The 13983-nt window shown below is 39.0% G+C and carries 10 protein-coding genes and 1 tRNA gene; 2 read left to right on the forward strand and 9 right to left on the reverse strand.

Going from position 1 to position 13983, the window contains the following annotated elements:
* Positions 1-61 precede the first annotated feature (61 nt).
* The gene (locus VRU48_RS06650) at positions 62-1447 is read right to left on the reverse strand and encodes a hypothetical protein (RefSeq protein ID WP_330107138.1); all 1386 of its coding nucleotides are present in this window, start codon (positions 1445-1447) and stop codon (positions 62-64) included.
* A gap of 54 nt (positions 1448-1501) precedes the next feature.
* Positions 1502-2632 carry a hypothetical protein gene (locus tag VRU48_RS06655; RefSeq protein ID WP_330107139.1) on the reverse strand — a complete coding sequence of 377 codons (1131 nt, stop codon included), beginning with the start codon at positions 2630-2632 and terminating at the stop codon, positions 1502-1504.
* Positions 2633-2922: 290 nt separating this feature from the next.
* Between VRU48_RS06655 and VRU48_RS06660 the strand changes: the two genes are divergently transcribed.
* On the forward strand, positions 2923-4866 hold the full coding sequence (locus VRU48_RS06660) for a tetratricopeptide repeat-containing sensor histidine kinase (protein ID WP_330107140.1): 1944 nt from the start codon (positions 2923-2925) through the stop codon (positions 4864-4866).
* 388 nt (positions 4867-5254) lie between these two features.
* Positions 5255-6451: a S41 family peptidase gene (locus VRU48_RS06665; RefSeq protein ID WP_330107141.1), complete on the forward strand. Its 1197-nt coding sequence runs from the start codon at positions 5255-5257 to the stop codon at positions 6449-6451.
* An 888-nt stretch (positions 6452-7339) separates the two neighbouring features.
* Here VRU48_RS06665 and VRU48_RS06670 read toward each other — a convergent pair.
* The 7 genes from VRU48_RS06670 to VRU48_RS06700 form a co-directional block, all read right to left on the reverse strand.
* Positions 7340-8530 (reverse strand): hypothetical protein, encoded by a 1191-nt coding sequence (locus VRU48_RS06670; RefSeq protein ID WP_330107142.1) that lies wholly within the window; start codon positions 8528-8530, stop codon positions 7340-7342.
* Between the two features lie 3 nt (positions 8531-8533).
* The gene (locus tag VRU48_RS06675; protein ID WP_330107143.1) at positions 8534-9448 is read right to left on the reverse strand and encodes a PD-(D/E)XK nuclease domain-containing protein; all 915 of its coding nucleotides are present in this window, start codon (positions 9446-9448) and stop codon (positions 8534-8536) included.
* Positions 9448-10137 (reverse strand): hypothetical protein, encoded by a 690-nt coding sequence (locus VRU48_RS06680; protein WP_330107144.1) that lies wholly within the window; start codon positions 10135-10137, stop codon positions 9448-9450. Before VRU48_RS06680 ends, VRU48_RS06675 begins: the two co-directional genes overlap by 1 nt.
* Before the next feature lie 302 nt (positions 10138-10439).
* Positions 10440-10523, reverse strand: a tRNA-Leu gene (locus VRU48_RS06685).
* 400 nt (positions 10524-10923) lie between these two features.
* Positions 10924-11688: an MBL fold metallo-hydrolase gene (locus tag VRU48_RS06690; RefSeq protein WP_330107145.1), complete on the reverse strand. Its 765-nt coding sequence runs from the start codon at positions 11686-11688 to the stop codon at positions 10924-10926.
* Between the two features lie 145 nt (positions 11689-11833).
* Complete coding sequence (locus tag VRU48_RS06695) at positions 11834-12907, reverse strand: TlpA disulfide reductase family protein (RefSeq protein WP_330107146.1); 1074 nt, start codon at positions 12905-12907, stop codon at positions 11834-11836.
* Between the two features lie 113 nt (positions 12908-13020).
* On the reverse strand, positions 13021-13917 hold the full coding sequence (locus tag VRU48_RS06700; protein WP_330107147.1) for an alkaline phosphatase family protein: 897 nt from the start codon (positions 13915-13917) through the stop codon (positions 13021-13023).
* Positions 13918-13983 lie beyond the last annotated feature (66 nt).

Genomic DNA, 13983 nt, shown 5'->3' on the forward strand with positions numbered 1-13983 from the left:
TCCGATTAAGGAAGAATTAATTCTTGATTGCTGCTTTCCCTTTTTCAAATTGGCCTAGTAATTAAAACTTATGAAAAGGAAGAACCGCTTCTATTTTGTTTTTATCATAATTACAGTCGTACAAACTCATTAGACTTTGCCACTGATTATTCCCGTATTTTTTTGAATAAAACCGGATGAAGTATCTTGTTACCGCCCCCGAACTAAATTTTCGCTCCAAAACATTTCCTTTTAAGGTAAATGCACCCTCGCCTTTAAATTGCTTACTCTTAATTAAATCATTATAATAGTCATAGCCCACCGTATAAGCAGATTGGGTTAACACATAATATTTTCCTTCTGTAGTGTAACTGGTAGCCGTACTTAAACTATTGCCATATAACCCGCTGCTTGAGCCCCATGTACCTATCAGTTGTTTTTTATAATCCACATTTTTTCCGGCAATACCGTTTATTTTTAAACTGAATAAAAGAAAATTCAAGGCCATATCTGTTTCGCTGCCCAGTATCTTATCAGCCGAATTAATCACGGCGAGGTTTGTTCCCGCTTGGATAAGCAGCACGGTACCTTTTATAACCTCACCATTGCCCCCTCCGTTTTTACTAATGCTATTGCTTAACATATAATAAGGCAGGCCCTGACTGGTCAACCCTTGTTCGTGATCTCCCTTTTCAAATAAAAGGTTGTTGGGACTGTTATACAGGCTCCAGCCATCAAAAACATCAAAGAAAACATGCTCCATATCCTTTTCTAAATTGCCCGACGATTTGATCATGCTCATGAACTCGATAATTCTTTTTCCTGTACTTGTATTTTTTTCTACCGTTACATTATTTCCCCCTTCATTTAAACTCCAGGTGGGCGGAACAGTAATTGAATAGACATTTTTGCTTCCCGCAACGGTGGTATAATTTGTGGACGAAGCCGTATTTTCAGGAGCAGGTTTTTCGGTTGCCGTTTCGTTTAAGTCCAAGCTTTTTATAAAACCCAATATTTGGTTTTGATATTTATCGGTATTGGTCATGATGACCACGTTGGTCATTTTGCCATTTCCAGTAGCAGTTATCAGCGTTACCCGCCCTTTATTGGCACCATCGGTATAGCCTGCCTGCCCAGAAATAATGTTCCATCCTTTTTCAGTAGCAGGCGCTTGTAGGGTTGGCTCCCCGGAAACAGACACCGTACCTTTTACCAGTTTTTCCCAACTGTTGGTAAAGTTTTCGTTTGCCGGGGCCGTACTTGCTACCGACCGCAGCATAATAGCAGTTGCATAATTTCCTTTGCCATCGTTTTTGGTGGACAGTTGAATGCCATTTGCCATTTCCGTTTTATCCCAAGCGCTGGGTATGACATAGTTTACTACATCAAAGGCCTGCTTTTGGGCAAAACAAAGCTGACTTACCGTCAATAGCAGGCTAAACAGGAGCATGTTTTTTACAGATTTCATCTTTTTTAGGTTATCTTTTCTCCAAAATCATTTCAAAATACCAGCAGTTATACATCAATGAAGCAAATAGTTAAATCCGCTTTTATTATTTGAATTGTTGCCATCGGTAAAACCATTTCCGGTTATTTGAATGTTGAACTTGTAAAGTACATTTTTGGGTAGAGTGGAGAAATTGGCACCTCCAGCTACTCTCGCATCATAGAAAAGTTCTTTTGCGCTTCCAGGTGCTAATGGAATTTCACCCGCGCCCAAAGTATTTCCTCCAGTAGCCTGCCCGCAACAGGCGGTTTCCAGAAAAGTACTGGGGTCATTATCTGTATCTTCAACCCGGCTTTGTAAGCTTAGTGAGGCAGTTGATGGAATGGCTGTTTCACCAATGTTTTTTAAGGTATAATAAATCCTAACGAATGATGCCGTATCCGCTGGGCTCTTTTCTATTTTGGTAATGGTAACTTCTATATCTGCCGGAGCTGGTGGTGGCGGTGGAATGGTAAACGAAGATTGTATCACATTATTTGTAAAATTCGATTCAGCAAATTGCTGCCCAACCCATTTTTCGGAAGCAGTGCCAGCATTTGATTTCATTCCATTTACACAGAGTTCAAATGTGTAGGCATTGCCCACGATAATACCATTGGTGCTAAACGTATTTCTGCTACTCATGGATTCTCCGGGATTGAGCAATTGATTTGTTTCGCTTGTTAGGCTGGTCGAATTGCCACCTCCTGCGGGGGCACCATTTATATAGCTCTGTACGGATAGCAAACCTTTTTTTACGGCAGCAGTACCCACATTTTTTAAGCTATAATTTACGGCATAGGTATTACCTGTATTGGGAGAAAAGCTAATATTGGTAATAACTATATCGGGAAGGGCCGTTGGTACAGGAGTTGAATTCGTAGTTGTAGTAGTTGTTGTTGTGGTGGTGGTGGGCTGATTTGGAGTTTGCGTTGTGCTTGATGGAGGGGTGTATAACATGCCTGTTGCCGTTTGCTTCGGCGGCGCTATTGAAACATTTGTAGTTGGCGTAGTATTCGTTTGCTGCGGTGTCGGCGTTACGATTTGTCCTTTAACCTTAGCGTTAATAACCGGTTTAACCAATTTACTTGAATCAATTTTTTTTATTTGTGCATTGCTGCCTATTGCACTTGCAATAAATAGAAATAGGATGATTATTTTTTTCATGGTTTTTAGATTTTATGATGTAAAATTAGATTGAATAACAAGACCGGGCAATCATTAAAAAAGATGATTTTTAAGCTGTTGGCAGATGAGCTAGAATTTCAATCAACAAAGACGAAGTCATTCCATTGCTTGGTTAAAATTTTAACTAACTTTAATTGAAACAAGCAAATAGCCAGGCATGCATCAATGAGGCATACCCATCCGAAAGATGGTTTTTAGTCCAGTATTTTTTATAAAATCATTAAAAAAGATGATGAAGAACCCCAACAGCTATACCTAATTTGTACTCCATGAAAAAACTAGTGACAAGCTTATTGATGCTATTGTGTTTACTAAATAGCTATGGCCAAGACCTGCAAAAAATTGATAGTCTTAAAAGGTTACTGAATAAGTCGAAAGAAGATACCAGCAAGGTAAAATTACTTTTTGCGCTTACCTTGGAATATGAAGACCACGATATGAAAAAGGCGATGACCTATGCCAAAGAAGGTGGTCGCCTTAGCAATAAGCTGAACTATAATGCAGGCAAACTAAAGTACAATAAAAGGATGATGTACCTGTTTGCAACGCTTATGCAGCACGATTCGGCCATATGGTATGGCAAACAGATCCTCAAAATCGCTACGGAAACGAAGGATTCTTTAAACATGGGCATTGCCTACTTTACCCTTGGAGAACGCTACAATTTCAAATCGGATTATGAAACAGGGATAGCCTATAGTTTGAAAGGGGTACGGATTATAGAACGGCTAGACACTTCATCCAAAACCAGGGCCACTTTAAATGCCAGTATGGCGGCAAACTACCTGATGATAAAAGACTATAAAAAAGCCATCGAGTTTGGAAAAAAGGCTGAAATCCTTGATAGAAAAAACAAGAATTACAAGTCGCTCACTTCTACGTTACTAAATCTAGGCAATGCCTACGATGCATTAGGGCAAGATACAAAAGCAATTGAAGCCTATAAAGAAAGTTTATCGCTCTGCGACAAATATAACTTTCCAAGTTTTGTTGCCATGAATTGTGAAGGGATGGTAGAAATCATGGATAGGCAAAACAAACTGGAACAGGTAAAATATTATGCAGAAAAAGGACTGGCAACAGCCATTCAAATAGCCGACAACTTTAATATCATGTCTTGCTATCAAAATTTGTCAGTCTATTATTTAAAAACAGATCAACATGCCAAAGCCAAAGAATTACTTTTTAAGGCACTTGATATCAGCAAAGCCAATGATTATAAAGAAGCAAGAGGAACAATATTACAAAGCCTCTCTAATGTGCTGTATGCAGAGCATAATTATGCTTTAGCATCTCAATATCAAAGAGAAGCCACAAAAATCAAGGAAGATATCTTTACCGAATCGATGGCTCAAAAACATGCCAACGAAGAAGTAAAATTCGAAACTGAAAAAAAAGAAAGCCAGATAAAGTTACAGACAGCCGAAATACGGCAAAAAAATATTCTTAATTACTTTTTGATAGCCGGAACCATCGCTTTTCTTGCCATTTCTATACTGAGTTACCGCAACTACAAGCACCGTCAAAAATTGCAACAGGCAAAGATTGATGAACTGGAAACCGAAAAACAGCTCACCGCTACAGAAGCTGTACTGAAAGGCGAAGAACAAGAACGTACCCGCCTGGCCAAAGACCTGCACGATGGATTGGGCGGTATGCTGAGTGGCATTAAATTTTCACTCAATACAGTAAAGGAAAACCTAATCATGACGCCCGACAATGCCCATGCCTTTAACCGGAGCATTGATATGTTGGATAGTTCCATTAAAGAAATGCGCCGCGTAGCCCATAACATGATGCCAGAGATACTGGTAAAATATGGGCTCGACGCTGCATTAAAGGAGTTTTGTACCGAGATAACCCATAGCGGTGTGGTCCATGTCAACTACCAATCGGTGGGCATGCAGCAGACCGAAATAGCACAAACCACATCGGTTACCATTTACCGGATCGTACAAGAGTTGTTGAACAATATCATCAAACATGCCAATGCCAAAAATGTATTGGTACAGCTCCACCAATCGGCACAAGAAAAACTGCTTGCTGTAACTGTAGAAGATGATGGAAATGGCTTTGACGCTGAGCTTTTGAAACAATCTGTCGGAATGGGCTGGCCCAATATAAAAAACCGTGTCGAGTTTTTAAAAGGTCGCATAGATCTGCAATCGAACCCTGGCAAGGGCACCTCGGTAATGATAGAAATTAATATTTAAGCGTAGGCAATAAAGATAAGCACTTTTGTGGTAGCCGACCACTACATGGCGACAGCAGGTATTCGTTCTTCGTTGCCAAACGAAAAAACGATTGATTGGATGGGCCATACAACCAAGGCGACATCTTTCTATAGTTGCAAGAGCCTGATGCTGTCAGTGGCCGACTAAATTTTGATAAAATCGAGATGAAGGGCTGAATTTTCCATGCTAAAGAAACAAATAAATCTCACAAACATGTGATATATTTGCAGCAGGAATAGGCTTTGGGACTTAAAAAATTTGCGCTAAGACCAGTGGCTATCTAAACAAAGCCTGCCAAACCACATACCAATCTTATTTAAGGACGAACCGTATGGAAAATGTGGCGACAAATCCGCAACAACCACGTATGAACAGAAGACTTTTGACAAAACTCGCTTTAACCATACTCATCTTAATTCATGGTTACTCCGCTTTCGCACAAACAAAATATCAAAAAGACTTTAGGGAATTTTGGTCCGACATCAATAATAATTACGCCTATTTTGACCAACAAGGCATTGACTGGAATAAAGTTAAAGAAATATACGAACCACAGGCCGAGAAAATTTCAAACGACAGCGATTTTATTCAGTTGCTTGAAAACATGTTGAATGAACTTTATAACGGACATTCCTCGTTAAGTACCAATCTAAAAACATCCAACAGATTAGTTCCATCCGGTTCGGATTTGTATATCGAAAAATCGGGAAACCAATATATCATAAAAGATTTGAGAAAAGGTTTTGGGGCAGATTTGGCGGGCTTAAAAATAGGAATGGAAGTAACCATGTTCAACGGAAAGCCTATTGATGAGCAGTTAAAAAAATTCTTGCCGAAGTTCACCAACCAATACCATCAAAAAATGTATCAATATGCTATCGATATGCTTTTTGCAGGAACCCACGATACAAACAGGGAGATTGTTGCAATTGAAAATGGAAATCCTAAAACTTTCAATCCTGTTAGCTATGGAAATAGAAGTGAACTCATTTTTGATAAAATACTAAACAAAAATACCGCCTACATCAAAATCAACAATTCCCTCGGAAACAATCAGCTGATTGCGGCATTTGATCAGGCACTCGATAGTTTGTTTCAATATAAAAACCTGGTTATCGATTTGACAGAAACGCCTAGCGGTGGAAATTCGACTGTTGCAAGAGCAATAATGGGGAGATTTACAAATAAACTCCTACCCTTCCAAGTTCACGAATTTGACGAAAAAGAATACCAAACCAAAAGACATTGGGCGGAGTATGTAGCACCGCGCAAGAAAATTTACAGCGGAAAAGTTTATGTTTTGGTCGGCCATTGGACAGGAAGTATGGGAGAAGGCATGGCAATTGGTTTTGACGGCATGAATAGAGCTAAAATTATTGGGACAAAAATGGCAGGTTTGCTGGGTGCAATCTCAAACTTTCAAATGTCGGAAACCAAAATAGGGTTTCAATTTCCAACTGAACGGCTTTACCACATCAACGGAACGCCAAGAGAAGATTTTATCCCTACAATTTTAACGCATAACATAGAAGAAACGTTACAGAAAGCCAGGGCAATAAACTAACTTTTCATAAGTGTTTTCGTAAGTACGGAAACTGTAAAAGCTCGTTTCCTATACATTTTTTCTATAATATTGCACAACCTCACTTTGTTGCGTGATAGTTTACCAAAGGAAACTTATTCTGTGGTTTTCTTGGCAAACATCTTGCACTTTTTTAGTTTACAACAGTGCAGGGAGATTATGAGCCAATTGAAAGTAAATTTGGTATCTGGATCATTTATATATGTTTGGGCTCACTCTGATAAATATTATATGAATGATCCCAGCAACCCCGAAAATGATATATATATCAAGCATTATTTTACGTTAGAAGACCTAGATAGTCTTTTATCCCCATCAGACTTTAAGCGACTACTATATTCAGAAAAAGAACGAATATTTTCAGAAAAGGAAATGCAAACACAAAAGAAATGGCTCGAAAAGTATCTAGACCACTTGGAGATATTTGATAAGAGCGAACGAGCGTCCTTGATAGAAGAACATTGGCAAAATAATACTGAGGCTGATATCATGTGTATTTATAAATTATCATAGCAAACATGAGATTTCTATGCTTAATACTAAATAGTATGGTTTTTCACATTTACAGTTGCTTTTTTAAAGGTAAAATATTCTGATCGTAGATTGTAGCCGCCCCATTTCCTTTCCGAACAGTCCATACGAGCTATTGTTTTTGCTTCTCGTTCCGACAGCACTCAGCATCCATAATTTTTACTTGATAATCCAATATCCTAGTTAGCAGACTAAACAATTTCTATGCAAAACAGATTACCGAAATAGATTTAATCTGTAAAGCAAAAAGTAGTTAAAAAGTTTAAAATGAGAAATGTTATAAACAACGATAACAGCAAAGGATCTAATTCACCCTTGCTGTTGGTAATGTGATCGTTTCTATTTTTGAGATTTCTTTCCTCTACCCTTTGCAGGTTTTTCCGTCACTGTGACTATCTCTTCCGCTAAATCATTGGCCACAACAACGGGCTGGTTATCAACATCTGGCCCAAAAGACATAGCTTTTGTAAATGGAGTTTTCAAAATATCTAAATATATTTCTTTGGCTTTGTTCCAGAATACAGATCGTAAATATCTACTCTCTTTCGCAGATAATTCCATTGGAATTTTAGTAAGCGTAATTTCGCTGTTTTCGCTTCCACCAAGAATACTTATTTCAAAAACTTTAGGACGGCCTTTAAATTCCGCTTTAAGTTGTAAGGTCTTTGTACTTTTAATATGTTCAAATTCATATGTCATCGCGTTAAAACGATAGCCACTTTCTACAGACTTTTGAACAAACATATTTTCTCGAAGATTTTTCCCTTCAAGTACTGCCTGTGAGATGCCAACCAGCTCATCTCCACTAACCTCTTTCTCACCCTCTTCATTATCTTCACTTGAATTATTTGTTCCTCTTTTTAACGTCAGGTGCTTAATATCCGAAAACCGGTATTCATCGGACATACCATGTTTAGATAATCTGTCAAAAAAATCTATAGAATTAGAATCTGTCAATAAATCCTGCTCCAATTCTTCAATATCATAGTCATTGCTAATTCCTTCTTTAAAAAGATCTTGTAGCGCTTTGATATCAGTTGACCGGTTACTATCTACCTCAACCTGCCAACTGCCATCCCCTAGTGGTTCCATTTGGAACTCAAAAGAGGTGGTCTCGTCTTGAAGAAATTCAATACGACCCGGTCTAATCTTGCGATAAGTTAGCGAGGCTTTGTATACTTGCTTTTCCGGTTCAACCAAAACGGGGGCTGTGAGTTTCTGCTCTAGCTTCTGATATATGCCACTATCAAATATGCCTTGATAAACACTTTTCAAATTAAACTCTTTGTTCTTTGTTTTAACGGTAAATCCCGATAAAGCATGAGAACTCGAACGATGATATGCCTTAGACCTGATGACTTCCAAATCTTCATTATCAAAAAATTGTTTAGCAAGCTCAGATGCTAATTCTGGAATTCCTGCTTTAGTGATAAAAATACCTCTAGATTGAGCGAATTCATCTAATACTGATTTGTGTAGCATATTGAGCACTTGGATCAGCTCATAATGTGTTGGATATTTTCTCTCCATAGTTTAATCTTTTCTCATAAATCTCGGAAGTTGGGTGATGTACTCCATTTCCTGGGCATCTATTGTAAGTCCAGCAAAAATGTTTTCTAATTCAGGTTTAATCTTACGATAAAAATTGTCATCACGCTGATAAGTAAATATTGTCAAAGGTTTTTGGGTATCTAAAAAACCAATATTTGAAAGCGCATTTTGCAATCGTTCAAAGGAAGCGATATCTAACCTACCCAAATAAAATACCACACGGTGTTCCACATGATTTACATCGGTATATTGCCCTAAAATAAATTTTGCAGGAAAATAATTAAGAGCTAGCACCGCCGAATGGTTAACCGCCTGTCTTTTTCCTGCGGCAGGAAAATAGAACTGAAAGGGGTCTTTGGTATCTTTATGGCGATTAATCTCATCTATTGCCATAAAAAGTGAAGCTAATCGCAAAACACCACTGTTATCAAGAACATATATATGATTCGAATCTCCTTGCTGCCTATTAAGCTTGACCTTTGCTAGGGAATCTATGAATTTTTGACGAAATGAAGGATAATTATCAAGGTCGGAAAACCAGATGGCAATAACACCTGTTCTAAAAGGCATACTTTGAAGAGATGGAAACATTTCATAAAGCCTTTCCGAATTCTTTAGGTTACTAATCTTCTTATCCAATGTTTTTATCCAAGTATCGATATGTCCCGAATTATAGCTTGTAGTAAGATAGTTCTTAGCCTCAAAAATCACTGCTTCTTCCCTTCCATCGATGAAAGAGTTTACAAATGTGAACAACCGGTCTACACCGTGTTGCTCATCTACTTCATTAGTTAAATCCATGTTGGCATCCCCCAGACTAGTCCAGCCAATTGATTCCAAAAGTTTAGTAAACTGACCGTTCCAACGATCTCCATTTACAGCTTGATCTTCAGGCATTAAGAAAATATAATTTGTTTAAGGTAATCTAAATAATATTCAAAATCATCTTCGTCACACAGTAGCTTGACATTGCCATTGGGTAGTATTTGTACTAGCAATTCCTCTTGTTCTATCAAAACACCAAAAACTACTTTAACTACCGAACTTTTATAGTGCTCCAATAGCTCACGTGCTGTGGACTGCTTTACCACTTCCCCACTAAACCGACCAATCATTCCATTCTCATAATTGAATCGGCGAATGGTAAGTTGGCGAATGCTAGAATTAACTTTCTTATCGATTAAAGTTTCGTTAAATTCTCTAGCGTTTAATAATATGGGTTCAGCATTATATTTTAAACCTTGTACGTTTCGGAGCATGGTTCTTACCATATTTAATTGAATCTGGCCTCCATATACGGTTAAAAGTCTTAGCATACTATTTATTGAAAAATTCACAGATGAAAAGACAGCGATTTGCTTCCTAACAAGGTCACTCTCAATCGGATCAAATTCTTGAATATAGGTAAAACTCCGTTTTAGTAAAGTAGCTTCTACATAGGTAGAATCCCCTGTGACCCTAGTAAATCCCATCCCATTCTCATCAGTATATTTTGCCTCGCTAAGCAAAGCAAATAAATCGACGGGGTGATGTTCATTTATGTCCAATACAAACTTGTTGTACACAAGACTTTTTACTCGTTTCATACTAAGTGATTTGATTAAACTATATAAACGTTGATATTCCAATGAGCAGGAAATACCCATTTGACGAAATAGAGCAGAGCGTTAAATAATTATAGCCCAAAATAGTCATCCATAATGGATAAATCAATAAGATACCTAAAAAATGTTTCATCTCCATATTAGTCGATTAAAAACCATTTTGAAATAAATGCACTAAAAAAGATCAAGGTCCGCAAGGGTCACTGGAAATTTTAGCATCAAATCATCGTAATTTTGCTAAATGGCCTAAAAACAAAAAAGCCCTAGCTTTCGCTAGGGCCCTGTACCCGGAAGCAGATTCGAACTGCCACGCCGTTGCCAGCGCCACCCCCTCAAGATGGTGCGTCTACCAATTTCGCCACCCGGGTATAATGCTGCAAATATAATGGAATGCTCCAATTTTTAAAGCCTTAGCGTTAAATTTATTGATTAATGAATTTCTATTACTGCATAAGTACCTGCCAACTGAGAACTGAGAACTGGAAACCATTATTTTTTTATCACCTCAGACACCTTAGGTTATTTGTGTCTTTGTTGCCATTGATAACTGAAAATTGTTAGGTGGTTACTATGGTTGAGGGTCAACCGAAAACTGCGAACCGAAAACCGCCAACTGAAAACCACTATTTCTTCAACCACCTAAGACACCTTAGATTACTTTGCCCTTTTGTTGCCACTGATAGCTGAAAATTGTTAAATGGTTGCTATTGTTAAACGTTAACTGATAACTGCGAACTGAAAATTGCTAACCGAAAACCGCCAACTGCCTTACTCCACATCCAACACTAGTCCGTCATACGCCAAACGAATGTGGGCAGGCAATTCTTTTTCTACTTCGACATGTTTGCCCAAATTGTGGCTGATGTGCGTAAAATAAGTCCGCGCTGCCCCTACCTTATCGGCAAAGGCTATGGCTTCTTCCAAGGTGAAATGCGAGATGTGCGCTTCTTTTTGCAAAGCATTAACCACTAGATATTTCGTACCCTTTATTTGTGCAAACGACTCTTCCGAAATCGTCTTGGCATCGGTGATGTACGTGAAATCGCCAATGCGATAGCCTAAAATCGGCAATTTAAAGTGCATGACTTCAATAGGTATAACTTTTGTTTTCCCCACCTCGAAAGGCTCGAGTGCTACGGTATGCAGGTTAATCTGGGGCAATCCGAAATATTTGGTATCCTCAAAAATATAGGAAAATTCGCGGCGCAAAGCGTCTTGTACTCTTAAAGTAGCGTAAATATCTATCCGCTTATGCAACAAATAGTTAAACGGCCTGATATCGTCCAATCCAGCGATGTGGTCTTTATGCTCATGCGTAAACAAAATGGCATCCAAGTCTTTTACCCCGGCCCGCAACATCTGGTACCTGAAATCCGGACCGCTATCGATCACGATGGTCTTATCATCGGTTTCTACCAATACCGAAACCCTTAATCGCTTGTCTCTATGATCTGTAGATTGGCAAACCACGCAGCCACACCCAATTACGGGAATGCCTTGCGATGTACCTGTACCTAAAAATGTTATTTTCAAAATCTAAACCGCTTGTGAAATAGCCATAGGCTAAGCTCAGTATCTTCCATTTATTTACCAAATATTTGGGCCAGTTTTTTATCCATGGCTCCGTCATCTTCTCCGCCACCACCATAACGTCCAATAATTTTGCCTTCTTTATCAATCAGTATCTTGGTGGGCAACGTGTGGATGCCATAATGCCATCATTGGTTCGTTTCAAACCACGTAAAACATGTTTCCAAATGCCTATCTCGTCTTGCTTAACCGCCTTATGCCAGGCTTCAGGCTTACTATCGTCGTCAGAAATACCGATAATTTCGAAACCTTTGTCGCGATATTGGGCATACAGTTTTTTCAGATGGGGATTGCCTTCCCTACAAGGTACGCACCAGCTTGCCCAAAAATCCAGTAAAACATATTTGCCCTTAAAATTGGCCAGACTTAGCATTTTGCCATCGATATCAGCTGTTTCAAATAATGTTGCCATTGCTCCTGGCGAGCCTTTTTTAAGTTTTTCGATCTCGTCCACTATTTTTTGGGCATAACTGCTTTTTTGTACCCTCGGCGACAAATTGTGATACATTTTTTCCAATTGCGCCAACGAAGCGTCAGACGCCTCGAAAATCATCAAATAAGCGGTGACATACGAATCCGGATTTTCGGCAAAAAAACGTTTATCAATCTTATTGAGCTTTTCACTAAAAGGGTCGAACTGATTGCGTATTTGGTTAGCCTTTTTTTGGAGAGAATCCTGTACCGCTTCAGGTGCCTTATCTTTCATGGATTTGATATAAGCCAAGTTAGCTTTATCGTAAGCCTCGCTTAAAGGCTTCATTTCATCGTAAATTGATTTTTTGGATGCCATTAACCTGTAATAATCATCCTGCATCGGGGAGCCCGACAGCTTGAAATGTTCATAATCACCCTCTGTCAGTTCGAGCAGCATGGTGCCGGGTTCGATAAACATCGTAGCATAATTGGTGCTATTCAGCTTTTTGTTATCCGAAGTCCCTTTAAGAAAAACCGTTCTCGGTCCAATCAAATTGCCTTTAAATTCGAAATTTCCGGCACTAATAGCCGTGCTGTCGTTTTTAAGATTGTTGTTTTCGTCGTAATAGGTAATATAAATTTTGCCTTCGTCCCTGCCCTTTACCTTGCCTTTTAACGTGTAGGTACTTTGAGCAAACGCGGCCATACTTAAACAGGTCATGGCCAAAAAAAATCCGACTTTTTTCATATCTTTTTTGTTTGGGTGGTTAAACAATATTAATAAAAAACGGACATAACTCAAACCGAAAAGCGCCCGTATCAAATTGATACAGGCTACCATCCTTGCTACAAAACGAAATATTATTTGAAAATGGATCGAGGCACTACACCAGTCCACGATTTGGGAAGATCCTTGCAACCAAAGATATGTGCAATAACCAAAGCCGTATTTTTATTGCTGTTGGGTTCGGTCATCAAGCCCCGTTTTTTGATCTGCGGACCGGTTATCGCCCAGGGCACCTGCATTTCGTTCATGCTCGTGCCGCCATGCCCGTTCCCAATGCCACCATGATCGGTCATCAAAATAAAATGCGTACCCGAATACAGTTTTGCATCCCTTAACTTATCCAACAAAGCTCCAATGGCCACATCGGCTTCTTCCACGGCCTTAACATATTCAGGCGACATCCATTTGTATTTATGTCCTGCATGATCGGTGCTTACATTGTACAAAAAAACCAAAGTCGGCTCATTTTTATGCTTCACCACAAAATCAAAAGCCTTTTGGTAATTAGAGGCATAGCCGTCATTCGCTTCAAAAGAAACTTCGTCGAGGTATTTTCTATTGATCGAGTTGATCAGTTCTGCCCAATTGTAGTAGTAGCCAATTTTAACGTTGGGAACCTTTTCTTTCAGCACTTTGAATATCGACGGATAATAACCTTCTTGGTCGGTTTCTATGGCCTGCAATTCATGCTTTTGCACAGTCCAACTGTTGCTGGTTACACCATGTTCTTCAGGTCCAGACCCGGTAAGGTGGCTGGTCCAATTAGGCAAAGTTACCGAAGGCATTACCGGTCTGGTGGTTAACGAGAGCACGCCATCGGCTACCATTTTATCGATATTGGGGTGCTTGATGGCTTTAAAACCTTCGGCGCTGAAACCGTCGAGGCCAATGATCAGCACTCTTTTTTGAGCTACGGCAGTGAAGCTCAAAGTCGTTAACGCGACTAAAACTGCATAATATATTTTTTTCATGTTTAAGGAGATGAACTCCTAAATTAGATTATTTTGTATAGATATATTAAACAAATATGAACCATC

Source organism: Pedobacter albus, from assembly GCF_036324255.1.
In the GTDB taxonomy this organism is placed as follows: domain Bacteria; phylum Bacteroidota; class Bacteroidia; order Sphingobacteriales; family Sphingobacteriaceae; genus Pedobacter; species Pedobacter albus.

Bases quoted from the DNA above. Each gene is read 5' to 3' on its own strand.
- VRU48_RS06650 (WP_330107138.1), bottom strand. From the start codon at position 1,447: ATGAAATCTGTAAAAAACATGCTCCTGTTTAGCCTGCTATTGACGGTA.
- VRU48_RS06655 (WP_330107139.1), bottom strand. From the start codon at position 2,632: ATGAAAAAAATAATCATCCTATTTCTATTTATTGCAAGTGCAATAGGC.
- VRU48_RS06660 (WP_330107140.1), top strand. From the start codon at position 2,923: ATGAAAAAACTAGTGACAAGCTTATTGATGCTATTGTGTTTACTAAAT.
- VRU48_RS06665 (WP_330107141.1), top strand. From the start codon at position 5,255: ATGAACAGAAGACTTTTGACAAAACTCGCTTTAACCATACTCATCTTA.
- VRU48_RS06670 (WP_330107142.1), bottom strand. From the start codon at position 8,530: ATGGAGAGAAAATATCCAACACATTATGAGCTGATCCAAGTGCTCAAT.
- VRU48_RS06675 (WP_330107143.1), bottom strand. From the start codon at position 9,448: ATGCCTGAAGATCAAGCTGTAAATGGAGATCGTTGGAACGGTCAGTTT.
- VRU48_RS06680 (WP_330107144.1), bottom strand. From the start codon at position 10,137: ATGAAACGAGTAAAAAGTCTTGTGTACAACAAGTTTGTATTGGACATA.
- VRU48_RS06695 (WP_330107146.1), bottom strand. From the start codon at position 12,907: ATGAAAAAAGTCGGATTTTTTTTGGCCATGACCTGTTTAAGTATGGCC.
- VRU48_RS06700 (WP_330107147.1), bottom strand. From the start codon at position 13,917: ATGAAAAAAATATATTATGCAGTTTTAGTCGCGTTAACGACTTTGAGC.